Origin of the sequence: Vibrio olivae (assembly GCF_042428525.1) — a bacterium.
Lineage (GTDB): Bacteria > Pseudomonadota > Gammaproteobacteria > Enterobacterales > Vibrionaceae > Vibrio > Vibrio olivae.
Genome location: NZ_JBHMEP010000011.1, coordinates 1 through 23,166, shown reverse-complemented (window position 1 = coordinate 23,166; position 23,166 = coordinate 1). Strand labels below are relative to the sequence as shown.

Here is a 23,166-nt window from a genome sequence, read left to right as displayed (position 1 = left end):
TCTTATTCTCCAGGATGGCATGGTAGATATTTGCGTGCATATTGACTGCGACCTTCTATTTGATTCGGCCCCATACCAATTGCATTAGAGGCAGAGTGATGAATCAGATTATTACGCATTAAATCCAGATGGAATTGATGGGAGGTTAATTTGGGATGAACAACCCCTTGTTGGGCAAAATCTAATACCTCTTGGGCAAGATTTCCAAAATCTAAATCACCAATATATCTTTGAACATGGAAATAATCTTTCGTGTCATCCTCCCAAACCTCTTCCAATAGGGGAGAAAATCTAACACCATAGTATTTGGCTAGCCCGAACATAAGCCGTAAATATAGTCGAGATAAATCCCCTTCCACGACTCGTATTAATTTAAGCTCAGCAAATACTTCAATTTGTTTACCCACGTTTTGCTGACCGGTCACCACGGTAAAGTGCTTTTCAGGGTCATATAGTGGCCAGAAATTAGCGGCTTCTCTTTGTTTGCATTGCTCCATCTTTTTCGCCAAAAAGGCTTTTCTTGCCTCCACTTCAAAACTTAAATCTTCACCTAATCGGCGCGAGGTACGGGCTATGGTGATATTTTCAAATAGTGGCAGTAGATAATCGTTATCGGTTTGTGCGCCGCGAGCATGATAGCCACCACCAATATCCGAATGGGCTCCAGGCAGGGCAAGTTCAATAAAATTAGCGCCAGAACCGCGTGCGAGATTTAAACGGTTTAACGAGAAGTTCTCTCGATATTCCGATGTCTCCTTCGCGGTCAAGTGAACGGCGGTATCCACATAGTTCGGATCGAGCCATAAACGGACATCGCCGTTATCGCGGTTTTGTGTGGAAAAATCAAAATCCAAAATATCCACCACCGATGCGACGGTATCAAAAATACCAACAAACTCGGCTTGCCAATAAGACTTTTGCCAATTAAAGCCCGTGGCAAGTAAGAGTTGGTTCTCCTCTAACGCTGATTGGACTTTTTTCGCCAGAGGGCTCTGTTTGCCATCACTAATAATATTAACAAAATGACGCGCAGCGGCAGCTCCGCGACTAAAACCAAACACATCAAAAACAATGCTTTTAATTCCATCTAAAAGAGGAAGTTGTGCTCTTTTTATCTTATCTGAAATTTCTTCATTGATATTATTTTCAATTTCTTGAATGGCCGTTTCAACCTTTGCAACCACGCCATATTCCCCAGTTCCAAGAGCCTGCGCAGGAAATACCGACTCATCTGCTGGCGCAATCACTTTATCATTCCCCGTTCCAATTCCTGTAATATAGACTTTATGTCGATATTCCAATTCAGACGTTAACAGATCTCGTTGCTCTTCATAATCAAGATATAAATCATGCATTTTCTGAACATTGGTTGGTTCATTGGCAGCGCTCCCTGAAAACGCTTGCCGATTCCAAGGCCAGACAAACGCTTCATGCAATGGCGGAAGAAAGCACTCATTGGGCAAATCTTTCGGTAAAACCGGTTGATTGTCATTTTGCTCAGCAACTTGTTGGCATGCCTGACGGTATTTTATGCTCCACTGCGGCGCATAAGCATCGAGCTGAGCTTTGCCCCATTGTGCGCTGTAAGTATTATTGGCGGTACCATCAAAAAAGACGCCAATACGTAAGTTAATGTAGTTAAAACCCTGCACACGAACCAGATAGCTGTGATCCGCTTCCAGAATGATCTCTTCCGCTTGCCCTGCTTGATGGCGCGGAGCTAGTTGCTGATTCGGTTCTAAATCAACAAAATCTCCCGCTGTAGCATTTAAGCGCTTTATCGGTGTCGCCCTCTCACCGAGTGGATTTTCATCGAGCCAAGTTTGTACCGGGTCATCACCATCTAAATTGGATTTACGGTTTTCAACGCAATCAAACCAGGATTGATTATCAAATTTAATCGTCACCGGGCCTGCGGCGATATAGCGCTTGTACAGTGGTAAGCTCGACACACGTATCGGATATTGTTTGCCTTCGGCATCGGTTAACTGCCCAAAAAGATGGTTAAGCGGCTGATTGTATTCATCGACAAAACGTACCTCTATCCAGTGCACGGGTTCCCCACTCACGGGATCAACAGGTTGAGTTTCCCCTTCCCAAAACATGCTGCGCTCAGGCGGTGAACCCGCTAAGTCATCAGAAACCGTGTCTGGTTGATCGGTTAAGTTAAGTAAATGCCCATTAGCATCGTACTCAGAAACCGCATCGTCATAAGAATATGGGCTGGTTAGCCAGTGAATAGAGTTTTTCGGTGGAAAGGGATAGCTCATAGTAATCATCAAATCGATAAATAGACCATTCATGACTATGAGCAATTTTTAAGCCAATCGGTAAGCCATTTAAATTCAATTGGTTAAAATGAAAACAGTATAATTTATCGCAACTTTTTGGAAATTCCGCTAATAAATTGGATGGAATACCAACTTATTGAACGCTATTTCACCATCACAAAATTTACGTCTCCCATTTGGGCAACTTAAGCAAATCTTAAGTTTATAGGAGCAATATTCAGTCTTTGATAGCTAATTATCAAACACGCTGAGCAATTTAATTACTCAAGACGTACACCACAAGCCGTTGGTTTTGCATCCTATCGCCAGTCATGATCCAACCTATTAGTAACATTACTCGAAAAGTGTGGGTCAATTTAGCCCACTCTGTAATCGTAGTGACATTGAATAATGTTCTGATCATGGGGAATCTTTAGGTAAAAAAGGACTCTATCTGCATGGGACAGTTAAAGATCCAGCACTCGATATAACAAATTCATGTCGTGAACGAAAACCAGCTAAGCCTTTGCTGTTATGTGTCGATATAAATATTGAGGCCAATGCTTTTAGCTAGCAACAACAGGAAGACGATTGTGCACATTATTATTCATTCAAAATTTAGACAGGTTTTCGCCCAACCGATATCTCTCAGTCGGCTGTTTACCTTAGTGACCTTCTTTGTCCTGAACCTAACGATTTTTGCACTTTCGCGAACTCTCCTTTATTTGACCCAATCGTCACTACCTCATTCCGTTAATGGGTACTTATCGATATTCATTGATGGTTTAAATATTGATTTACACACCATGAGCTATTTATTTGCTCCGGCTGCAGTATTGCTATTACTATCGAAAATGACCGAGCTTCGCTGCTACGCACAGAACGTGTATCGCCTCTATCTTATTGGTGTAAGCTGCTTAATCGCCGGATTAGAGATAATGACGCCGAGCCTTATTACGTCATCGCATGTACGCTTTGTGCCGCAATTCATTACCGACCCAAACTTGGCACATCACCCGTTTCTATGGATCTTAAAAAACGCCAGTCTAACTCTAACGGTCACGTTTATTGCTTTGTACTTTTTATCAAAGGTTGCATCTGAGATATACAACGCCACCAGCCGACTCGACCTCTGTGTATCACGCCAAACCCGCTATTTAGTATACATCGTCTTTATTGCCATACTGGCTCAAGGTTGGATAGGCAATCGCCATCACCAGAGCGAACTGATGCAGTCACAAACCCAGTATCAACTCGAAGTAGAACTGAGTACTAACTCAACCTACGCATTGCTCGCAGCGCTGAATAGCTCACAGTATATTCGACATTAAACACACGGAAAAAAGAAACCCAATCAGTCAGTATTTTTAGAACAAGATGTTTGTTTAGAGACCATGTTAAACCCACTGTCCAGCGACATAACCCGAACTCCAACACCACTGAAAATTATAGCCACCTAACCAACCAGTAACGTCCATTACCTCGCCAATAAAGTACAGACCTGGAAAAGATTTACATTCCATCGTTTTGGAGGAAATAGCATCGGTATCAACCCCACCTAACGTCACCTCGGCCGTTCGATAACCTTCTGTACCATTGGGTGCAATGCTCCATTGCTCGAGATACTCAGTGATGGCTGCCAATTGCTTTTCATTAAACTGCTTCAGCGGTTTGTCGTGCAGTTCATTACGCTCTATCAATACTTCGATAAGGCGTTTGGGTAATACCTTACTCAACGTATTCTTCAAGCTTTGGTTTGGATGTTTCTCACGAGAGCAACTCAGTAACTCGTTAACGTCAGTATCAGGAACTAAGTTAATCGTCACTGACTGCCCAGCACGCCAAAATGAAGAAATTTGTAGGACAGCAGGCCCCGATAAACCGCGATGAGTAAATAGCAGAGCTTCTTTAAACACGGTGCCGTCCTCGGCGGTAATTTCACTGGGAATGGCGATCCCCGATAGCTCAGCAAAATCTTCTTTATCTTGCTTATGCAAAGTAAATGGCACCAACGCCGCGCAGGTTGGTTTTACCGCGAGCCCAAATTGCTCAGCCACTTTGTAGCCGAACGGCGTCGCTCCAAGTTTTGGCATCGAGAGCCCACCGGTTGCAATCACCAAAGATTGGCATTGTAACGAGTGATGGTTTGCTTGTAGCGCAAACCCCGAATCCAGCGCTTCAATTGCGTCGACTTGTTGTTGGTATCGAAATTCAATGTTAGTAAGCGTACACTCATCAAGCAGCATTTTAACGATATCTTTGGCGCTATCGACACAGAATAGTTGCCCATGTTCACGCTCTTCGAACTCGATACCATATTTACTGACTAGGGAGATGAAGTCCCAGTTGGTGTATTGTGATAGAGCAGACTTAACGAAATGGGGATTGCTGCATAAGTAGTTGTTTGCCGATACATCATAGTTGGTGAAATTACATCTTCCACCGCCAGAAATCAGAATTTTACGTCCTGGTTTTTTCGCATGGTCAAGCACCAGAACGCGTCGTCCTCGCTTACCTGCTTGCGCTGCACACATTAAACCAGCCGCACCAGCACCGATAACAATGACATCAAATTGTTCACTCATGACTACTTATCCAAAGGCAATAAAAAAGGATGTGCGGTGCACATCCTTAGCAAATTACGCGCATTTTAACGGCAAATGGAATACTTGCCAATCGGCGTTATAAAATCAGTGAGGCCAACAAAGTGACACAGAGCAAGGCTATCGACAGCACGAAGAGTTCTCTCACGCGATCACATTTGCCCGTAAATACTGGGTCATGATGGTGATGGTACTCTTTACTCTTCAAATAATGGTATAAACGCACTTGTTTGGTGACATTGCCATGGGTCGTAAAAAAGCCACCACCATCCACCTGTTGATACAGTAGTGGATGGGCTTCACGCATAATATAAATAAGCGAGCGTAAAGCGGTAAAGTACCGAACCATGTTTACAGCGGTCACAACCAATAGCGCAAATAGAATCGTATCTCCACTGATCATCTTCTCCTCCCTACATCGTGCTATCAATGCTCAAGAGAAACCCGACAACCTACGCGTCATTTCTCACTGAAGTTATTCAGCTGGAGCATCCATGACAGACGATGAACTGCCTTTTGCCATCATCGCTAGATCCTTGTCGATAAAGAACAGCGCTTTGCCATCTTCACCCACCAGTTCTAGCTTGTCTAAAATCCCTTTAAACAACTTCTCTTCCTCGTGCTGCTCCGCTACGTACCACTGCAAGAAGTTGAACGTTGAGTAGTCTTGGCTGGTAAACGCAACATGAGCGAGCTTGTTGATTTGTTCTGTAATCATTTGCTCATGTTGGAAGGTTTCACGAAACACCTCACCTAAACTTTCGAACTCATGTTTAGGGGCGGCGATCGCACCAAGAATCGGCATTGAGCCCGTCTCACTCACATAGGTGAATAAGCGTTGCATGTGCTCCATCTCTTCTGCTGCATGGACCCGTAGGAACTCTGCTGCGCCTTCAAAACCTTTATCTTCACACCAAGCACTCATCTGTAAGTATAGATTGGATGAAAAAAATTCGAGATTAATTTGATCATTGAGTTGATCGACCATCGCTTGTGCAAGCATTTTGTCACTCCTGAAATTACGCTATGTGCTTGTTGTTACTCTAACAGATTTTCACTTTAATACTTTGTTTTCGAAATTTGGATCTGGGATCATTGCGGCAAATTTCCTTTTAGTGCGATGCTAATCTTGAAGTATTCACCTACAAGGAGATTACACCATGGGCTATAAACATATATTGGTTGCCATTGATCTTTCAGAAGACAGTAAAACTCTGATCGACAAAGCGGTGTGCCTTGCCAAACCGCTGAATGCGGACGTCTCGTTTATTCATATCGATGTCAACTACGCAGAGCTTTATACAGGGCTGGTGGATATCAACTTAGCCGAAACACAATCTCAGTCGATGGAAACCTCTCAAGAGCAACTGCAAAAGCTCACAAAGTATGCTCAATATCCGATTAAGCATACCTTGGTTGCCAGTGGTGATCTCGGCAATGAGCTGTGTGATAGCATTAAGGAATTTCATGTTGATCTTGTGGTGTGTGGGCATCATCAAGATTTCTGGAGCAAAATTCTCTCTTCAACTCGTCAGTTAATGAATTGTACTCCTGTCGATCTACTGGTCGTGCCGATTAAAGACTGACCCCACAGATAAACTCGGGTAGACTGCCAACACCAATAAATTTCAATAATACTTAACTAATTTATTATGGCGTACTTATCTGCAGTCACCCTACTTTGGGCATTTTCATTCAGCTTGATCGGCGTTTACCTTGCTGGTCAAGTTGACTCTTGGTTTTCGGTATTAATGCGTGTTGCGTTAGCCAGTTTAGTCTTTCTTCCCTTCATAAAATTCCGTGGCGTAAGTAAATCACTGATCATGAAACTCATGGTCGTTGGTGGGTTACAGCTTGGATTAATGTACTGTTTTTACTATCAGTCATTTCTCCTGCTCTCCGTCCCTGAAGTTCTTTTGTTTACGGTATTTACTCCTATTTACGTCACCTTGGTTTACGACTTGCTTAAAGGTCGTTTTTCAGCATGGTATTTAGTGACCGCAGCTATCGCGGTGTCGGGAGCAGCGATCATTAAATTTTCAGGCGTTAATGAAAACTTTCTGCTTGGCTTTTTAGTGGTCCAAGGCGCAAATATCTGTTTCGCGCTCGGTCAAGTCGGCTATAAATACATCATGGAAACCGAAACCACAGACCTTCCTCAGCGCTCTATCTTCGGTTATTTCTACTTAGGTGGGCTATGTGTCGCGTTGGTCGCCTTTGCATTACTCGGTAATCCAGAAAAACTGCCAACCACAACCACTCAATGGAGCATTTTGGTCTATCTCGGTGTTGTTGCATCAGGCCTGGGCTATTTTGCTTGGAATAAAGGCGCAACGATGGTCAACGCAGGCGCCCTGGCGGTAATGAATAATGCACTGGTACCCGCAGGTCTTATTGTTAATATTTTAATTTGGAACCGTGATGTCGACCTACTGCGCTTGGCGTTAGGTGGCGCTGTTATTGTGTTGTCGTTATGGTTTAATGAAACTTGGGTTAAGAATCGTGTGGAGAACAAACTCCAGCATTCTTAATCGAATTAAGAACAAAGTAAAAGCCCGCGTTAAGCGGGCTTTTTTATCTATGACGAAGTATCAATGGAGCGCGAGGTTGGCCTCACCCGATGGCGAGCTGGTCATCGTTACACCCTGTTCAAGTTTGGTCAATTGGCGGTGTAATTTCTGCTGTTTCTTCACTAACTTGCGCTGCGCTTTGAGCAGCTTATGTAATTTCTTGTCACGCTTTTTCGCTTTTTTTAGCGCTTTCTTCTGCTGTTTAGCTTTTTTCGGTGACATTTCAACGAGCATGGGTTGATTGTTTGTCTTAGCTGGCTCAAGTACCGTGATAGGAATCGCTTCAGACGCAGTAAGCGCCTTTGCTTTGCACAGTGATGCTTTGTCACTCGAACTACGAGCACAAGACAGACACATAAAATTCGGCTTGGTCACTAACTTTTCAATGTCACCTAACTCACTGCGAATTTCACGGTGATTCATTTTACATAGACGCTTGCTCATGCAACACCTAACTACAAATAATAATGATTCTTAGTTAGGTATATCTCAGAGAATCGAATGACGCAAGCATCAAACAATTAAAATGGTCTATGACTCACCCATGGCGGCATTCACATAAACATCAAAGCGGTTTTTCTTGGTCTCAATTGCCATTGTTGGTTTCTGCTCCGCGAGCCAATGCGCATAGTCTGGCCTTTTGACGACCACCCTTTTGCTCGCAAGGGTTAACGCAGGTTCTAATAAAGCATCAGCATCAACATCTGCGCCCACTAAAGATTGAAATACGCGCATCTCTTTTTTCACTAATGCCGATTTCTTTTTGTTCTCTGGGTGTGGGTACATCGGATCCAAATACACCACGTCGGGTTGAACAAAAGAGGGATCCTCTTGCAAACGATGCAATGCATCATGGCTTGACGCATGCAAAAGCGACATACGCTGTGTTACCCATCCACCAATTTCAGGGTCTCGCTTCGCACGTTTTAACCCATCATCCAATAACGCAGCAACCACAGGATGACGCTCTAACATCTGAACCTGACACCCAAGAGAGGCCAATACAAACGCATCACGCCCTAGCCCCGCCGTGCCATCCAATACCGTGGGCAAAACTCCCTTATTCAATCCAACCGCTTTCGCAATCGCCTGACCTTTTCCACCACCAAATTTACGACGATGTGCGACCGCTCCACTAACCAAATCAACATAAATAGCCCCTAACTTAGGCTCATCAAGTTTACGTAATTCTAGACGTTGCTCTGTCTGAACCAGTGCAAAGGGCGATATCTCTGAATGATGTAATCCCCAGCGTTGAATGGTCTGCTTAAAATCATCAGCATAAGCGGTGGATTCACAAATCAACTGTAGCTGCAAAAGGTCATGCTCCAAAAAATGAGTAGACGCTAAGTGTACTGGATTTGTTCATCATGTGACTAGCTCAACGCTTGCAATCGTTCATTTCTCTCACGGTAAAAACTGTCAACTAACACTGAGTACGTCGAGAAACTAGACAAGGTTGCGTGGATATGGTGAATTACCGCTATTAGGTCGTCAGCTCATGTCTGACACTCACATGCTTTATGGTGAAGTAGATGCAAACTCCAAGCAGCAAGTTGGATGATTTAGACCGCGCCATTCTTAAAACCTTGATGGATGATGCGCGTAAACCCTATGCCGAAATGGCCAAGCAATTTAATGTCAGCCCTGCCACGATCCACGTTCGTATTGAAAAAATGCGAGCCGCGGATGTGATTCAAGGCACAGAGGTGATTGTCGACACGAAAAAATTGGGTTACGACGTATGTTGTTTTATTGGTATTAATCTTAATGCCGCACGGGATTATCATTCCGCACTAGAAAAACTCAACGCTCTTGAGGAGGTGGTTGAAGCCTATTACACCACGGGAGCCTACAATATCTTCGTCAAACTCATGTGCCGCTCAATAGAAGAGTTGCAATATGTCTTGATTGATAAACTTCAAGCGATCGATGAAGTGCAATCCACTGAAACACTGATTTCTTTGCAGAACCCGATTAATCGTAACGTAAATCCATAATAAAAACGGCCCACAGATTTCTCTGAGAGCCGTTATTCACGCAAAGTCTTCATTATTTTTGAGCAAGATACGCTTTAAGGTCATCGACTGAGATGCCCTGTTCAGCGATCTGTTTTGCCATGATCTCAACTTGCTCATCTTTGCGTGCATCAATCACTTGTTGAAATTGAAATACAATATCACGCAGCATGTGTAAAGGGACGTTTTTCGCTGCACTGCGAATACGTTCTCCACTTTGGTTACCCAATTCATTGAGTAATTTACCAAACATGATCTTCTCTGGAGACTCTTCTAACTGCTCCAAAACACGAGCCATCTCGTAAGTTGTCATCGACATTATCGTTAAGTATCCACTGAAAAGCGTTACAGATTTGAGGGGTCAATATACATCGTTTTTATCAGTCGTCAAAGCGCTTAAACTTAATCAAATCTCAATTTTGTGCCAAGCGCGTCCCACTGATGAGAACAGTATAAGAATAGCAGGTGTTAAGATAAGCATATGAAAAGATATCATCATACTTGGCTCTAGTCCTAAACGCTGTACCAGACTCACAACAAGCCCTGCACCACTCATTTGAAACAGCCCAAGTAATGCTGCTGCAGTGCCTGCTCGATCACCAAAGGGTGCCAGAGCCTTTCCGGCGGCAGCACCAAGAATCCATGCAAAGCTCAATGATGAGATAAAAATCGGCAACATAAACGTCAACGGTGTCAATTGAGAGGAAACCACGATCATCAATATGCCTGCGAGTAACATACATGCGAGGCCAACGACTAAAGTCTTGTGCACACCAAACCGGTCCATAAACTTTGGCGCGGCGAGGCATGCAATAATATTAACCACTGCATTAATGCCAAACCACAGCGCAAAACCATTCATGCTCACACCCATTTGGCCCATCAACACGATAGGTGCCGATGTGACATACGCTAAGATAACGGCCATCGCAAACATACACAGTCCAGCGTGGAACAAGAACATAGGGTTCTTCAATACCGACCAATAGCGGCTTACGTCAAAAAGCTTACCCTGTTGTGGTTGAGGGTTTGTCTCTTTAAGACCGCAGAACAACGCGCTCCCAACCACCAGTGCATACAGTGCCATAAAGCTGAAGTTTGCCCGCCAATCAAACGCTTGAGTTAGCCAACTCCCAAGAATCGGCGCTAATGCCGGAATAAAGCAAATGGCCCCATTAAGATAGCTAATCATTTTGCCACTCTTTTGAGGACCAAAAGAATCGCGAACGGTTGCAAAGGCCGCTACCGATGTCGCACACGCACCTAAGCCTTGTAGCAGCCGAGCCACCAGCATCCACTCAATATTTTGAGCACCCCATGCCAATAAAGCACTCAAAAAGTATAAGCTGATACCTCCCAATGCAACCGTTCGACGCCCGTGTTTGTCTGCAAGGGGCCCCGCGACTAATTGGCCGACGCCCATTGCAAACAAGAACAGTGAAATTGTGTCTTGTGCCAGTGTATGTTCCACGTGAAACGTTTCAGCGATCTGAGGGAGCGCTGGGAGATAAATATCGATCGCAAGTGGACTAAATAGCACCAAGAGGATCAGCAATATAAATTGATTGCGCGGGACCGATGAACTTGAAACTTGGCTCACAAAACATCTCATTTACAAATTGAAGTTGGTAGTATTTTATGCGAGCTTTAGTTATTACTAAAAATGATATGTACTCATTTGTGATATTCCAATAGAGAATTTCTCATGAATATAGAACAATTGGCGCGTATGGACCTCAACCTCTTAGTGTGCTTAAAGGTCCTGATAGAAGAACGGAATGTGACTCGCACAGCACAGCGCTTGTGTTTAAGTCAGTCTGCGGTTAGTAAGTCCCTTGCGAAGTTACGTTTGCAATTTGACGATCCTTTATTTGTACGCCAATCCTATGGTCTCAAACCGACGCCAAGAGCACTTTTTCTCCAACCGAAAGTGGATGCACTGATACACCATCTTGAGCAATTAGCTGAGCCCGAGGTCTTTGACCCGAAAAGCAGCGAGTACAAGTTCGAAATAGCCTCCGTAGAAAGTGTCTATCCCTTAATTCTTCCCCACTTTTTAGAAGACATCTTTCAGCAAGCGCCAAACGTTACACTGAGCACTCATGTATGGAGTGACCAAACCTTTAAACAAATTCAATCTGGTCAACTCGATTTCGGTATTACCGGTAAAGACATCGATGCTAACGATGCCCGCTTAACCATGATGACACCGAGTGATATCTGTGAAATGGAAATCTACCAAGACAACCATCAATGTATGATGAGAGCTGACCACCCGATTCTCTCACGAACATGGAACCTAGAGACTTACCTGTCATTACGCCATGTTCAGGTACGCTGTGATGGTAGTGATCGCTGGCTTCTAGACTACCGATTAGCAGACATTGGCCAGCAACGTGATATCGCGATTACGGTTCCCGATTTCAATAGTGCTGCCAGTCTATGTAGCCATACAGACTTCATTTTTACTGCACCCAGCCATTTTCTTGAATTAAGCGCCAAACAATTAGGCATGGTAACGAGGCCGATTCCCTTTGAATTTCCGCCAATGGCTTACACCTTATTTTGGCATAGAGAACGTTCCAATGACCCTGCTCTCAATTGGCTAAAAACATTGATTGAAGAGAAGACCAAACCCTTGAGATAGTTTGCAGCCTCACACTAAAAAGAGTAGCTTATTCCCCAACGCCAAACGCGATAAATTGGCACAGTCATCAGTCCAAAAGGATGAAGAATAAATAAGGATTCACAGATGCAAGATATCATCGCCCAGCGTGTTGAAGCGGTTCGCCAATGGCTGAACGTTCAACAACTCGATGCAATCATTATTCCCCATGAAGATGAATTTCTGGGCGAATATGTCCCGGCTCATAATGAGCGTCTTCACTGGCTAACGGGATTTACAGGCTCTGCAGGCGCCGCTGTCATTACCCACGACAAAGCCGCTATTTTTGTTGATGGACGTTATACCGTTCAAGTCACTAATGAAGTACCAAATGATCTATTTGAATACCGCCACTTGGTGACGGAGCCCGTGTTAGAATGGGTTAAGGAGTGTGTCGGCAAACAAGCAAAAGTGGCAATAGATCCACGCATGCACAGCGGCGCTTGGCTCAATCAAGCCCAAAGCAAACTTGCAGCGTCCCATCAGTTGGTTATTCTCAGCGAAAACCCCGTTGATACTTTGTGGCAAGAACGCCCTCAGCCGATCATTTCTACCATGCGATTGATGCCAGAATCGAGCGTGGGCCAAAGCAGTGAAAGTAAACGTCAAACTATTGCGAACCAACTGGTGAAAGAGAGTATTGATAGCGCTGTATTGACCTCATTGGATTCAATCGCTTGGATTTTGAATATTCGCGGTGGTGATGTTTCACGCCTCCCTGTTCTGCTTTCTCATGCCATCATTCATAACGATGCAACTTTGGAATTCTTTATTGAATCATCACGACTCGCACAAGGCTTTGTTGAACATGTTGGCCCAGGCGTCAGCGTGTTTGAGCCAAGCGAGCTAGAGTGCCGTTTAAACAGGCTGGAACATAAGCGGGTCCTACTTGACGCCAATAACAGCAATGCTTGGTTTAGTTTAACGTTGCAAAATGCTGGCGCTGAAATCATTGCCCAACCTGACCCATGCCAATTGCCTAAAGCCGCCAAAAACGCCACAGAAGTGTCAGGAATGAAAGCCTGTCATATTCGAGATGGTGCTGCGATGACTAAATTTCTATGCTGGCTAGATGGTGAAGTCGCGGCTGGTCGCTTCCATAATGAAGCGGTCATTTCTGATACCCTCCATGCTTTCCGCCAACAAGACAGCAGCTTGATGGATCTAAGTTTTGATACTATTTCAGCAGCAGGTACTAACGCTGCAATGTGCCACTATAATCATGAAAATCAGCCTGCTCCTGGAAAACTGCCGAACCATTCGTTATACCTTGTGGATTCAGGTGGTCAGTATCTTGATGGCACCACGGATATCACTCGTACGGTAGCCATTGGCCAACCTACACAGGAGATGATCAATCAATTTACTTTGGTATTAAAAGGCCACATCGCGTTAGCCAAAGCTAGATTTCCCAAAGGCACCACCGGGCCACAATTAGATGCACTAGCCCGTCAGTTTTTATGGGCTGAAGGTTTCGATTACGACCATGGTACAGGCCATGGGGTTGGCCATTTCCTAAATGTACACGAAGGTCCACAGAGTATCTCTAAACGACAAAACACAGTCGCATTAATGCCGGGAATGGTGCTATCCAATGAACCAGGTTATTACCGAGCTGATGGATTCGGTATTCGAATAGAAAACTTAGAGCTTGTTGTCGAACATGAAACGCAAGGTGATTTTTCAGTATTAGGCTTTGAATCGCTAACCCGCTGCCCTATCGATAAACGCAATATCAACGTCGATATGCTGACCAACGCTGAACTAGAGTGGCTCAATGATTACCATCAGAAAGTGTGGAATGATGTCAGCCCTCTTGTTGCAGGCCAAGATAAGACGTGGTTACAACAAGCGACAAGCCCCTTGCATCACGAATAAAGGTAGCTTGTAATTAGATAGAAAGGCCACGAGTTAGTGGCCTTTTTTATGACTTGGAATGTTTCACGTGAAACACTCAGACGCAGAACAGGGCGTATCGTTAGTATTTATCCTGAGTAACAAGGCTGCCAATCTCGCCATACCGGATCGAAACCTTGGCGACGAAGCATTGCTTCAACTTCGCGAGGTGAACGCTCGTCACTTATTGCGAACTGTTCAAGCTCAACATCCTCCATTGCATAACCACCGGGTTGGGTCTTTGATCCTGCGGAAAGCGATGTGATTCCCAACGGCAGAAGATTATTTCGAAAGCGAGCGGACTCCCGAGTCGATAGCGATAACTCAACCTCAGGGCTTAACAATCGAAATGCACAGATGGTTTGAACCAGTTGTTTATCATTCATCAGAGACTTGGGTTGGACCCCTCCAGTACACGGACGTAATCTTGGGAAAGATATGGAATAGCGGCTTTGCCAGTAACGCCCTTGCAGGTAGTCAAGATGAGCCGCAGTAAACCAACAGTCTGTTCGCCAATCCTCAAGACCAATTAAACTGCCAATACCTATTTTATCGATACCCGCTTTTGCTAAGCGGTCGGGTGTATCTAAGCGATAATTAAAGTCTGTTTTGTTACCACGCAAGTGATGCTCGGCATAGGTGTCGGGGTTGTAAGTCTCTTGGTATACCATGACACCATCCAAACCGAGTTGCTTTAATTGCTGATAGTCCATTTGATTCAGAGGTTGAACTTCCATCGACAGATAATTAAATGCTTTTTTAATACGAGGTAGAACTCGTCTAAAGTACTCCATCCCTACTTTGTTTTGATGCTCACCGGTCACCAACAGCACGTTGTCGAATTTCATTTGCTTAATAACCTCAATTTCAGCATCAATTTCGAGCTCTGTTAATGTACGCCTCTTAAGGCGATTCTCCATAGAAAAGCCGCAATAAGTACAGGCATTGGAACACAAATTCGAGAGGTAAAGAGGCACATACATTCCGATAGTGAAACCAAAACGTTGCCGAGTTAACTGATACGCTCGTTGCGCTAACGGCTCTAAATAGTGTTCGGCGGCTGGTGAAAGAAGCGCTTTGAAGTCTTCCAAATCCAACCTCTCTTTCACTAGCGCTCGTTCAACATCCTGACGGTTCTTGGCATAAATAGACCTTTGAATACTACTCCACTCGATACCTTGATGTACCTCGACAAAGCTCATACTTCCCCCTTAGATAATTCATCAAGAAATGAGGTCAATGGACTACTCGCAGAAGCAAAAGGTTGCTGAACGCCGAGACCAGCGTTGTAGGCTCTTCTTCCAGACTCAACCGCTAATGAAAATGCTCTCGCCATTTCTATTGGCTGACTAGCTGAGGCGATCGCCGTATTGACCAATACGGCATCCGCCCCCAATTCCATGGCCAACGCCGCATCTGACGGCGAACCTAAGCCTGCATCCACCACAACCGGTATACTTGACTGTTCCATGATAATTCGTAAAAACTCACGAGCCACCAAACCTTTGTTGCTTCCTATCGGCGCAGCAAGAGGCATAACCGCGGCACATCCAACATCTTCAAGACGTTTACACAACACCGGATCGGCATGGCAATAAGGTAAAACCACGAACCCTAGTTCCACTAGTTTTTCAGCGGCTATCAAGGTTTCAATTGGGTCTGGCATTAAGTAACGTTGATCAGGGTGAATCTCCAACTTTACCCAATTTGTAGCGAGTGCTTCACGAGCAAGTTGAGCAGCGAAAACCGCATCTTTAGCATTTTTCGCCCCAGAGGTGTTTGGTAAAAGCTTAATGTTGGCCTCGATAAGAGGTTTGAGTATGTCATCACTCGGGTTATTAACATCGACCCGCTTTAAAGCCATTGTCGCCATCGATGAACCGCTGGCTTGAATGGCTCTAAGCATAATCTCAGCATTAGGGAACTTGCCGGTTCCAGTAAATAACCGCGATTGAAATTCTTGGTTTGCAATAGTGAACATCTTTAGCCCCCCGCAATGGCCTGAAAAAGTGATATGTGGTCCCCATCTTGTAGAACCAATTCTGACCATTGGTTATTTGGCACAATGGTGTTATTAACGGCGATGACATAGCCCGATTCGGTTGTAATAGCCTGCTTTGCGAGTAAGTCGGTCAGAGTACCAAACCGCTGCAATACCACCGTCTCGCCATTTAAAAAAACTCGATTTGGAGTAACTGTCATGGCGATATCCTCTCTGTATTGTGCGCGCTCCTTAAGCGCGCATTATCGCCGCAAATAGCGCAGTGATTATCTCGTGTCATTGACAACCTCTGCCAAACTAAGGTCTTGCCATCAAATACATGGAATAAATTGGTAGGAAATACAAAGTGGTCGAATACCAGCTTATGAAGAGTCGCCAACGCTTGGTAATTGCCTAAAGTCCCGACTACGGGGCCAACTACACCAATGTCGCTGCACGAGTCATTGACTTGGCGACCAGCGGAAGCTTCGGGCAACAAACAACTATAACAGCCACTCAAACTCACAGGTTCAGAGAAATCAAACACTGCGAATTGCCCCTGCCAACCAATGGCCGAGGCAAAAATTAGCGGGCGTTTTGCTTCAAAACACAAACGATTTATCTGGTGTCGAGTTTCGAAATTGTCTGAACAATCGAGCACAACGTCGGCTAAAGCGATTTCCAAGTTTAACTGAGAATCCGATAGGCGATGGCCAACAGTGCGAATTTGGCAATGAGCGTTTAACGCATGAAGTTGAGTTTTTAAAGCCTCAGTCTTTGGCTTTTCCAGGTCGACTTCGCGATAGCTCACTTGCCTCTGAAGGTTACTGATTTCGACTTTATCATCATCCACCAACACCAATTTCCCAACACCGGCAGCACATAAATACAGAGCGGCAGCACTACCTAACCCACCAACACCTATGATAAGAACGTGCCCTTTCGACACTTGCTCTTGCCCACTTTCCCCCCATTCAGGTAGAGACACTTGTCGCTGATAGCGAATAAATTGTTCATCACTCAACATAAGGCACCTCTTGACTTAATGGCCATAGGGTTGGCAGTGATATGTAGCTGTTCAATCGCCTTTCGTGGATCATCTGCTTGAGTAATGGCACGAACAACGGCCACACTATCTACCCTCGTTTTCCAAACTTGTTTAATGTTAGATAAATCGATGCCACCAATCGCAACCGTTGGTATGCTTTTCTCAAGGTGACCAAATGATTGAACTAGTTGCTGATAGAATTGCAGGCGCAAAATGCCTTGGGGTTTTGAGGGCATTTGTTTGGTTGTGGTCGGAAATATATGCCCTAATGCAATATAGCTTGGTGATAGCTGTAGTGCGTTAAGCAACTCAAAATAACCATGAGTGGATACCCCTAAGCGGATACCGTTTTCCGCAATTTGTTTTAAATCTGCATTAACCAAATCTTCTTGACCAAGGTGAATGCCATAAGCTTGGTGTTTAATGGCCAGCTGCCAATAGTCATTAATAAACACCTGAGCCCGATACCGCTTGCCGAGCTCAATAGACTCCATAATCTGTCGTTCTAGATCGTGTTGATTTGGATTTTTTATACGTAATTGGATGGTCTTTATGCCGGAAGCTAAGCATTTTTCTACCCATGAACAGCTATCGACCACTGGGTAGATCGCCATAAGATTGGCATCTACAGGTGAAAATGACAGCCTTTGATTCAAAGACGAGTGGCGTTCTGATATCAACACATGAGGAAAAAGTGCGTACTGACTTGGCCATGTTTCACGTGAAACATTATCCATCATTCGAGCGATAATAAGCGCGTCTTGTAACGGGAAATCGAGTGCGAGCAAAGAAAGGACCCAGCAAAAGTGCGCTCGATAATTCGCTATCGGTGTATCAGATTCAATCTTTGCTTGAAGACCATCGACATTAAAAATATCGTAATATTTTCTCTCTTGATAACAACCGACCCAAGCAGTTTGCGTATCGTCAACGCTTTCAGTCGATAGTGATTGATAATAAATCGCCAGATTGGCACCATCCAGTGGCGGAGATGACGTACAGTCTGTCGTCAACGTTTGAGTGCATTGGTCTTGACTGGTTAACTCAAAATATCCACTTCGACTAACACCGATAACCACATCATCAATAGCAAACCCATGGCGCTCAGCAAACAATAAATGACGTTGAATCGTTGCTGTCAGCTCAATACATTCATAAGGAATCAGGATGTTCATTCCACCTTCTCCTTGGTGGTTGAGCCACTTACAGGATGGTAAAGCTCAGAACCTGAATTCAAAAACTCTTGAGACTTTTGGCGCATACCTTCTAATGGGTCTTCGACTAACGTTATCGTAATCAACTGATCAGCCGCGACTTGCGCTTCATCTTTTGCGTACTCTCTGACCTCTTGAGAAATCTTCATTGAGCAAAATTTAGGTCCGCACATCGAACAAAAATGCGCAACTTTGCCAGATTCTTGTGGCAACGTTTCGTCATGAAATTCACGTGCCGTATCGGGGTCGAGTGATAAATTGAATTGATCTTGCCAGCGAAATTCAAACCGAGCTTTGGATAAAGCGTTATCGCGTATTTGAGCTCCAGGGTGACCTTTCGCAAGATCCGCAGCATGTGCAGCCAACTTATAGGTAATTAAGCCGGTTTTAACATCTTGCTTATTCGGTAATCCCAAGTGTTCTTTGGGCGTTACGTAGCAAAGCATAGCGCACCCGTACCATCCAATTAAGGCAGCACCAATACCGGAGGTAATGTGGTCATAGCCTGGTGCAATATCTGTTGTTAATGGTCCTAGCGTATAGAATGGAGCTTCATGGCAGTGCTCTAGTTGCTGATCCATATTCTCTTTAATCATCTGCATTGGAATATGCCCCGGCCCCTCGATAATAACCTGAACATCATATTCCCAAGCAATTTTCGTCAGCTCACCAAGCGTTCTCAGTTCGGCAAATTGAGCTTCGTCATTAGCATCAGCCACTGAACCGGGTCTCAAACCATCCCCCAAAGACAAAGCGACATCATACTGAGCACAAATCTGGCAAATCTCTCGGAAATGAGTATAAAGAAAGCTCTCTTGATGATGAGCTAAACACCATTTCGCAATAATAGAGCCGCCTCGAGAAACAATACCTGTCACTCTTTTTGCGGTCATAGGTACGTAGCGCAATAGAACACCAGCATGAATCGTAAAGTAATCGACACCCTGCTCTGCTTGCTCAATTAAGGTATCGCGCATCACATTCCAATTTAAGTTTTCTGCAATACCATTAACCTTTTCTAGCGCCTGATACATGGGCACGGTTCCAATCGGAACCGGGCTGTTACGCAATATCCATTCACGGGTTTCATGGATATTGCGACCGGTTGATAAATCCATCACCGTATCAGCTCCCCATCGAGTAGCCCATATCAGCTTTTCGACCTCTTCCTCAATCGACGATGACACAGAAGAATTGCCAATATTGGCGTTTACTTTAACCAAAAAATTTCGACCAATGATCATTGGTTCAGACTCAGGGTGATTAATATTTGAAGGGATAATCGCACGCCCTTTTGCCACTTCGTCACGGACAAATTCAGCCGTAATATCATTTGGTAAGTGGGCTCCAAAACTTTGCCCTGGGTGCTGCTGGTTCAGAGCCTCATCACGATAGTGTGCTCTGCCCATATTTTCACGAATAGCGATGAATTCCATTTCTGGTGTGATAATACCGCGGCGAGCATAATGAAGCTGTGTGACACATAGGCCGGACTTAGCGCGACGAACCTCAGGCAAATGACCATAACGAAGCTCATCCAGCGTTTGGTCATCTAAACGCTCGCGCGTGTATTGAGAGCTAACGTGGGCGAGCTTTTCAGTATCACAACGCTGATCAATCCAAGTTTGCCGTAACTTAGGTAAGCCCGAATATAGGTCGATTTGGTGGCTTGGGTCGGTATAAACACCAGAAGTATCATAGACACGAATAGGCTCATTGGGCTCATAGATTGGTGCTTGTTTCGTTCCACCAACCAAACTGTCAGCCAGACAAATTTCACGCATCGGTACGTGTACATTGGTCAAGTTTCCGGAGACGTAAACTTTATTTGAATTGGGGTATAACTGGACAGATAGTGTATCTATAAACTGTTTGGCTTCTAGCCTAGATTGCTTTCGACTCGACATAGCATTTTTCCTATTAATGAAGAATAAAAATGCTTGACGGAAAGATGCAACAAGAGGGATCGCCGACGAAAAATACGTTGTACGATCATTGGATAGGAAAGTCAGTACGACTTCATCTGACGAAAATATCTTCTCCTGTTCCCTTCGCTGGTACTAACCAGATCAGGTTCAACGGATCCCGAATAAACGGTCTCAGCCATATGGCACTCCGACAAGTAAATCGATTATAGGTAAATGAAATGACAAAACCAAGCGGTGTGGTATTAATTTAGCTCTTAGTCAAGATTTGAAACCCAACCCAAGCAGCAGAAATGCTGAGCACTACGTTGAGAATCACGTTTAACCCCATTTTAAAAAACGCCCCTTGTTGCAACAAAATGACATTATCCATAGAGAACGTAGAGAACGTGGTTAACGCGCCAAGAAAACCCAATCCAATGATTTGACGCCAAGGTTCAACTGCCAGTAGTTCTTTTTGGAACAGAGCCATGATCAGACCCATAACGAAAGAACCAAGCACATTGACGGTTAATGTTCCGTAAGGAAAACCGCGTCCAAATAGAAAAATACAAAACTCAGAAATTAGATAGCGTGAACAAGCACCAAGCGCTCCACCAAGCGCAATGAAGCCCAAAATAGCCGATTGTCCCATAGATATTTCCCTTATAACCCAAGACGGGATTTTATAGATAGTTTTAAAAAATAAGTTATAAGAAAAGTACGATACTTTTCCCTATTAATTTAATATTTTTAAAAAGTTACAGGAGTCACGTAACTTCAATGTATCCCATTAACCCCGTTTTTAAATGTTCAATGACATGACAGTGATACATCCAACGACCTGGATTATCTGCAACAAAGGCTGCTTTTGCACTTCCGTTCTTTCCAAGCAAAACGGTATCAGTATGAAAGGGTTCATCTAGTTTCACACCATCCAATTCAAGTACGGTAAACGTATGACCATGAAGATGTATAGGGTGATGATACTGAGTAACATTTTTCAAATTAAAAATATAAGTCTTTCCGCGCTGCAAAGACGCTAAAGCAGCTGGGATACTATTTTCGCTCATCCCATTCCAGGCTCGCTTATTGATCAACCAAAAAGTTGGAGAGGCCTTTCCAGTGTCATCGACGGGCGTCACCGCCCCCTGCCATTCAAAGACAAAATCAATTTGCTGGGCGTTATCCAAATCGATTTGAGGTATTGGGTTCAATGGCAAACGGGGCAGCACATTCGCTGGAGACAAATTAGATTTTACGCACTGAAACTCACAAAGAGGGAAAGGAAACTTACCTTTCATATATCGCACGTAAACACGCTCTCCAGCTTGAGGAGCGATAAACCCCACATCAACCCTCATGCCAGGACCAACTTTGTGCTCTGAGAGCGGATAAGGACGTTTCACTGGGTTGCCATCAATAGCAATAACCCATGCATCAACGCCTTCGAGTCGAATCGGGTAAGTTAATGTATTATCAACGTTGGCAATGCGTACACGCGTTGTCGCATTCTCTTGTAACGAATAGCTCGGGTTATGTGAACCATTGACCGTCCCCCACTCGCCTGGAGTTCCCATACGAGCACTTAAACGGGGGATCATCAAATCCTTCCATTCGCCCTGCGGGTCAACATGCCAATGCTTAACCATGACTTGATGATCTTCCTCAAACTTAACGGGAGAAGCTTCATCAACAATAATTAGCCCGACGAGGCCTTTACCAAGTTGAACCACACTATTCATATGAGGGTGATACCAAAAGGTACCCGCATCCGGCGGCGTAAACTCATAGACAAAGGTTTCACCCGGCATAATAGGGGGCTGACTCAGAAACGGCACACCATCCATTTCAATTGGAATTCGAAGTCCGTGCCAGTGAATAGTTGTCGGCTCCGAAAGTAAATTGGTAAAACGTATCGTCACTTTCTGACCTTGCTTACAACGAATCGTCGGTGCTGGAATTTGTCCATTAAAGCCTAAAATCGATGTCTGATAACCAGGTACCAGCTCAGCTTTGGAAGGCATTGCAGTAAGGTCATAAACCGGGCGTCCTTGTTGATCATAACTTCGATTAACACTACAAGCTGGCAGCACAGATAACGCAGTAAAAGCAAATGATGACTGAATAAATCGACGACGAGAAAGTTTCATAGCAAGTCCATTATGCTCGGAGGAGTTAAGAATTGTAACTAAACCGCAAGGAGAATGCTTAATCAATTCATTAGGCGAATAAAATTATCGTACTGCGGTATAGAAACCTTCCTGTAAATGACCAACAACGTAGGAGATGAATAACAATGACCTAGACAAAGAGGACAACGGTTCGGAAGGGTCAGTTGCAAACCTGTGCTTATCGAATACGCAGCTATGCAGTGCATACATAGAAACGAAAACGCCAAACTACAGATGTAAAAAAGCCCCGCTGTTTCGAACGAGGCTTCTTAATTGCGGAAGGCATGGGAAGATTCAAACTTCCAATACGCGCTGATTTTAGGGATTAGCGGAATCCGCGGTTCTGCCAATTATAACTACGACACGAATACCCAAATCACAGGCATAAAAAAGCCCCAGTCTTTCGGCGAGGACGCCGAGTCTGAGGCTTCTTAATATGGCAGGGGTGGAGGAGATTCGAACTCCCACACGCGCTGGTGTTAGGGATTAGCGGAATCCGCTGCTCTACCAATTATAACTACAACACAAATACCCAAATCACAGACGTAAAAAAGCCCCAGTCTTTCGGCGAGGACGCCTAGTCTGAGGCTTCTTAAATATGGCAGGGGTGGAGAGATTCGAACTCCCAACACGCGGATTTGGAATCCGCTGCTCTGCCAATTGGAGCTACACCCCTAAATTTTCTACATGCAAATTCGAAAAAACCTCGCGTTGCGAGGTTATCGAAATAAATGGCGGAGTGGACGGGACTCGAACCCGCGACCCCCGGCGTGACAGGCCGGTATTCTAACCAACTGAACTACCACTCCGCAGTGGTATACCT

22 protein-coding genes, 2 tRNA genes and 1 riboswitch are annotated in these 23,166 nt (G+C 44.5%); of the genes, 6 read left to right on the top strand and 18 right to left on the bottom strand.

The genetic code is table 11. The features are described from left to right. Positions 1–2: 2 nt before the first annotated feature. Positions 3–2,270 carry a T6SS phospholipase effector Tle1-like catalytic domain-containing protein gene (locus ACFFUV_RS20315; RefSeq protein WP_390196698.1) on the bottom strand — a complete coding sequence of 756 codons (2,268 nt, stop codon included), beginning with the start codon at positions 2,268–2,270 and terminating at the stop codon, positions 3–5. A gap of 593 nt (positions 2,271–2,863) precedes the next feature. Between ACFFUV_RS20315 and ACFFUV_RS20310 the strand changes: the two genes are divergently transcribed. After that, entirely contained in the window at positions 2,864–3,601 is a 738-nt protein-coding gene (locus ACFFUV_RS20310) for a hypothetical protein (RefSeq protein ID WP_390196695.1), read from the top strand. Between the two features lie 66 nt (positions 3,602–3,667). On the opposite strand, the gene ACFFUV_RS20305 is transcribed toward ACFFUV_RS20310, so the two are convergent. From ACFFUV_RS20305 to ftnA, 3 genes are all read right to left on the bottom strand, one after another. Then, positions 3,668–4,855 (bottom strand): BaiN/RdsA family NAD(P)/FAD-dependent oxidoreductase, encoded by a 1,188-nt coding sequence (locus tag ACFFUV_RS20305; RefSeq protein ID WP_390196692.1) that lies wholly within the window; start codon positions 4,853–4,855, stop codon positions 3,668–3,670. A 97-nt stretch (positions 4,856–4,952) separates the two neighbouring features. Further along, complete coding sequence (gene uspB, locus ACFFUV_RS20300; protein WP_390196688.1) at positions 4,953–5,276, bottom strand: universal stress protein UspB; 324 nt, start codon at positions 5,274–5,276, stop codon at positions 4,953–4,955. Positions 5,277–5,348: 72 nt separating this feature from the next. Next, positions 5,349–5,876 carry a non-heme ferritin gene (ftnA, locus tag ACFFUV_RS20295; RefSeq protein WP_390196683.1) on the bottom strand — a complete coding sequence of 176 codons (528 nt, stop codon included), beginning with the start codon at positions 5,874–5,876 and terminating at the stop codon, positions 5,349–5,351. A gap of 157 nt (positions 5,877–6,033) precedes the next feature. Between ftnA and ACFFUV_RS20290 the strand changes: the two genes are divergently transcribed. Together ACFFUV_RS20290 and ACFFUV_RS20285 are read left to right on the top strand one after the other, a co-directional pair. Further along, positions 6,034–6,459 (top strand): universal stress protein, encoded by a 426-nt coding sequence (locus tag ACFFUV_RS20290; RefSeq protein ID WP_390196680.1) that lies wholly within the window; start codon positions 6,034–6,036, stop codon positions 6,457–6,459. A 66-nt stretch (positions 6,460–6,525) separates the two neighbouring features. Then, on the top strand, positions 6,526–7,404 hold the full coding sequence (locus tag ACFFUV_RS20285) for a carboxylate/amino acid/amine transporter (RefSeq protein ID WP_390196677.1): 879 nt from the start codon (positions 6,526–6,528) through the stop codon (positions 7,402–7,404). A gap of 60 nt (positions 7,405–7,464) precedes the next feature. Here ACFFUV_RS20285 and ACFFUV_RS20280 read toward each other — a convergent pair whose 3' ends face one another. Continuing rightward, a complete protein-coding gene (locus ACFFUV_RS20280; protein ID WP_390196674.1) occupies positions 7,465–7,887 on the bottom strand; it encodes a hypothetical protein in 423 nt (140 codons plus the stop codon). An 87-nt stretch (positions 7,888–7,974) separates the two neighbouring features. Next, positions 7,975–8,760, bottom strand: a complete 786-nt coding sequence (locus tag ACFFUV_RS20275; RefSeq protein WP_390196671.1) for a class I SAM-dependent methyltransferase — start codon at positions 8,758–8,760, stop codon at positions 7,975–7,977. 218 nt (positions 8,761–8,978) lie between these two features. Here ACFFUV_RS20275 and asnC point away from each other — a divergent pair, with 218 nt between their 5' ends. Next, positions 8,979–9,443, top strand: a complete 465-nt coding sequence (gene asnC, locus ACFFUV_RS20270; protein ID WP_390196667.1) for a transcriptional regulator AsnC — start codon at positions 8,979–8,981, stop codon at positions 9,441–9,443. 52 nt (positions 9,444–9,495) lie between these two features. Here asnC and tsrA read toward each other — a convergent pair whose 3' ends face one another. Next, positions 9,496–9,780: an H-NS-like global regulator TsrA gene (gene tsrA / locus ACFFUV_RS20265; protein WP_390196664.1), complete on the bottom strand. Its 285-nt coding sequence runs from the start codon at positions 9,778–9,780 to the stop codon at positions 9,496–9,498. A gap of 87 nt (positions 9,781–9,867) precedes the next feature. Then, a complete protein-coding gene (locus ACFFUV_RS20260) occupies positions 9,868–11,061 on the bottom strand; it encodes a multidrug effflux MFS transporter (protein ID WP_446697918.1) in 1,194 nt (397 codons plus the stop codon). Positions 11,062–11,166: 105 nt separating this feature from the next. Between ACFFUV_RS20260 and ACFFUV_RS20255 the strand changes: the two genes are divergently transcribed. Then, positions 11,167–12,108 carry a LysR family transcriptional regulator gene (locus ACFFUV_RS20255; protein ID WP_390196658.1) on the top strand — a complete coding sequence of 314 codons (942 nt, stop codon included), beginning with the start codon at positions 11,167–11,169 and terminating at the stop codon, positions 12,106–12,108. A gap of 105 nt (positions 12,109–12,213) precedes the next feature. Continuing rightward, positions 12,214–14,004: an aminopeptidase P family protein gene (locus ACFFUV_RS20250; protein WP_390196654.1), complete on the top strand. Its 1,791-nt coding sequence runs from the start codon at positions 12,214–12,216 to the stop codon at positions 14,002–14,004. 107 nt (positions 14,005–14,111) lie between these two features. On the opposite strand, the gene thiH is transcribed toward ACFFUV_RS20250, so the two are convergent. The 10 genes from thiH to ACFFUV_RS20200 all read right to left on the bottom strand — a co-directional run bounded on the left by thiH (position 14,112) and on the right by ACFFUV_RS20200 (position 23,152). Then, positions 14,112–15,224 carry a 2-iminoacetate synthase ThiH gene (thiH, locus tag ACFFUV_RS20245; RefSeq protein ID WP_390196651.1) on the bottom strand — a complete coding sequence of 371 codons (1,113 nt, stop codon included), beginning with the start codon at positions 15,222–15,224 and terminating at the stop codon, positions 14,112–14,114. After that, positions 15,221–16,003, bottom strand: coding sequence for a thiazole synthase (locus tag ACFFUV_RS20240; RefSeq protein ID WP_390196649.1), 783 nt, complete (start codon positions 16,001–16,003; stop codon positions 15,221–15,223). Before ACFFUV_RS20240 ends, thiH begins: the two co-directional genes overlap by 4 nt. A 2-nt stretch (positions 16,004–16,005) precedes the next feature. Further along, positions 16,006–16,224, bottom strand: coding sequence for a sulfur carrier protein ThiS (gene thiS / locus ACFFUV_RS20235; protein ID WP_390196646.1), 219 nt, complete (start codon positions 16,222–16,224; stop codon positions 16,006–16,008). Next, a complete protein-coding gene (locus ACFFUV_RS20230) occupies positions 16,221–17,030 on the bottom strand; it encodes a HesA/MoeB/ThiF family protein (RefSeq protein ID WP_390196644.1) in 810 nt (269 codons plus the stop codon). The genes thiS and ACFFUV_RS20230 overlap by 4 nt, the downstream gene beginning before the upstream one ends. Then, positions 17,024–18,226 carry a thiamine phosphate synthase gene (gene thiE / locus ACFFUV_RS20225; RefSeq protein ID WP_390196642.1) on the bottom strand — a complete coding sequence of 401 codons (1,203 nt, stop codon included), beginning with the start codon at positions 18,224–18,226 and terminating at the stop codon, positions 17,024–17,026. The genes ACFFUV_RS20230 and thiE overlap by 7 nt, the downstream gene beginning before the upstream one ends. Beyond that, positions 18,223–20,172: a phosphomethylpyrimidine synthase ThiC gene (gene thiC / locus ACFFUV_RS20220; protein WP_390196640.1), complete on the bottom strand. Its 1,950-nt coding sequence runs from the start codon at positions 20,170–20,172 to the stop codon at positions 18,223–18,225. The genes thiE and thiC overlap by 4 nt, the downstream gene beginning before the upstream one ends. A gap of 122 nt (positions 20,173–20,294) precedes the next feature. After that, positions 20,295–20,393: riboswitch (TPP riboswitch) on the bottom strand. Between the two features lie 47 nt (positions 20,394–20,440). Beyond that, positions 20,441–20,824, bottom strand: a complete 384-nt coding sequence (crcB, locus tag ACFFUV_RS20215) for a fluoride efflux transporter CrcB (RefSeq protein WP_390196638.1) — start codon at positions 20,822–20,824, stop codon at positions 20,441–20,443. Between the two features lie 115 nt (positions 20,825–20,939). Further along, positions 20,940–22,322: a multicopper oxidase family protein gene (locus ACFFUV_RS20210; RefSeq protein WP_390196635.1), complete on the bottom strand. Its 1,383-nt coding sequence runs from the start codon at positions 22,320–22,322 to the stop codon at positions 20,940–20,942. A gap of 620 nt (positions 22,323–22,942) precedes the next feature. Continuing rightward, a tRNA-Trp gene (locus ACFFUV_RS20205) sits at positions 22,943–23,019 on the bottom strand. A 56-nt stretch (positions 23,020–23,075) separates the two neighbouring features. Beyond that, positions 23,076–23,152: transfer RNA gene (locus ACFFUV_RS20200), tRNA-Asp, on the bottom strand. Positions 23,153–23,166: the final 14 nt, after the last annotated feature.

Excerpts from the sequence above, each read along its gene's own strand:
- ACFFUV_RS20250 (WP_390196654.1), top strand. The coding sequence starts at position 12,214 with ATGCAAGATATCATCGCCCAGCGTGTTGAAGCGGTTCGCCAATGGCTG.
- ACFFUV_RS20290 (WP_390196680.1), top strand. The coding sequence starts at position 6,034 with ATGGGCTATAAACATATATTGGTTGCCATTGATCTTTCAGAAGACAGT.
- ACFFUV_RS20230 (WP_390196644.1), bottom strand. The coding sequence starts at position 17,030 with ATGTTGAGTGATGAACAATTTATTCGCTATCAGCGACAAGTGTCTCTA.
- tsrA (WP_390196664.1), bottom strand. The coding sequence starts at position 9,780 with ATGTCGATGACAACTTACGAGATGGCTCGTGTTTTGGAGCAGTTAGAA.
- ACFFUV_RS20305 (WP_390196692.1), bottom strand. The coding sequence starts at position 4,855 with ATGAGTGAACAATTTGATGTCATTGTTATCGGTGCTGGTGCGGCTGGT.
- asnC (WP_390196667.1), top strand. The coding sequence starts at position 8,979 with ATGCAAACTCCAAGCAGCAAGTTGGATGATTTAGACCGCGCCATTCTT.
- ACFFUV_RS20255 (WP_390196658.1), top strand. The coding sequence starts at position 11,167 with ATGAATATAGAACAATTGGCGCGTATGGACCTCAACCTCTTAGTGTGC.
- thiC (WP_390196640.1), bottom strand. The coding sequence starts at position 20,172 with ATGTCGAGTCGAAAGCAATCTAGGCTAGAAGCCAAACAGTTTATAGAT.
- thiH (WP_390196651.1), bottom strand. The coding sequence starts at position 15,224 with ATGAGCTTTGTCGAGGTACATCAAGGTATCGAGTGGAGTAGTATTCAA.
- uspB (WP_390196688.1), bottom strand. The coding sequence starts at position 5,276 with ATGATCAGTGGAGATACGATTCTATTTGCGCTATTGGTTGTGACCGCT.
- ACFFUV_RS20210 (WP_390196635.1), bottom strand. The coding sequence starts at position 22,322 with ATGAAACTTTCTCGTCGTCGATTTATTCAGTCATCATTTGCTTTTACT.
- ftnA (WP_390196683.1), bottom strand. The coding sequence starts at position 5,876 with ATGCTTGCACAAGCGATGGTCGATCAACTCAATGATCAAATTAATCTC.
- crcB (WP_390196638.1), bottom strand. The coding sequence starts at position 20,824 with ATGGGACAATCGGCTATTTTGGGCTTCATTGCGCTTGGTGGAGCGCTT.
- ACFFUV_RS20285 (WP_390196677.1), top strand. The coding sequence starts at position 6,526 with ATGGCGTACTTATCTGCAGTCACCCTACTTTGGGCATTTTCATTCAGC.
- thiE (WP_390196642.1), bottom strand. The coding sequence starts at position 18,226 with ATGAACATCCTGATTCCTTATGAATGTATTGAGCTGACAGCAACGATT.
- ACFFUV_RS20240 (WP_390196649.1), bottom strand. The coding sequence starts at position 16,003 with ATGTTCACTATTGCAAACCAAGAATTTCAATCGCGGTTATTTACTGGA.
- ACFFUV_RS20315 (WP_390196698.1), bottom strand. The coding sequence starts at position 2,270 with ATGAGCTATCCCTTTCCACCGAAAAACTCTATTCACTGGCTAACCAGC.
- ACFFUV_RS20280 (WP_390196674.1), bottom strand. The coding sequence starts at position 7,887 with ATGAGCAAGCGTCTATGTAAAATGAATCACCGTGAAATTCGCAGTGAG.
- thiS (WP_390196646.1), bottom strand. The coding sequence starts at position 16,224 with ATGACAGTTACTCCAAATCGAGTTTTTTTAAATGGCGAGACGGTGGTA.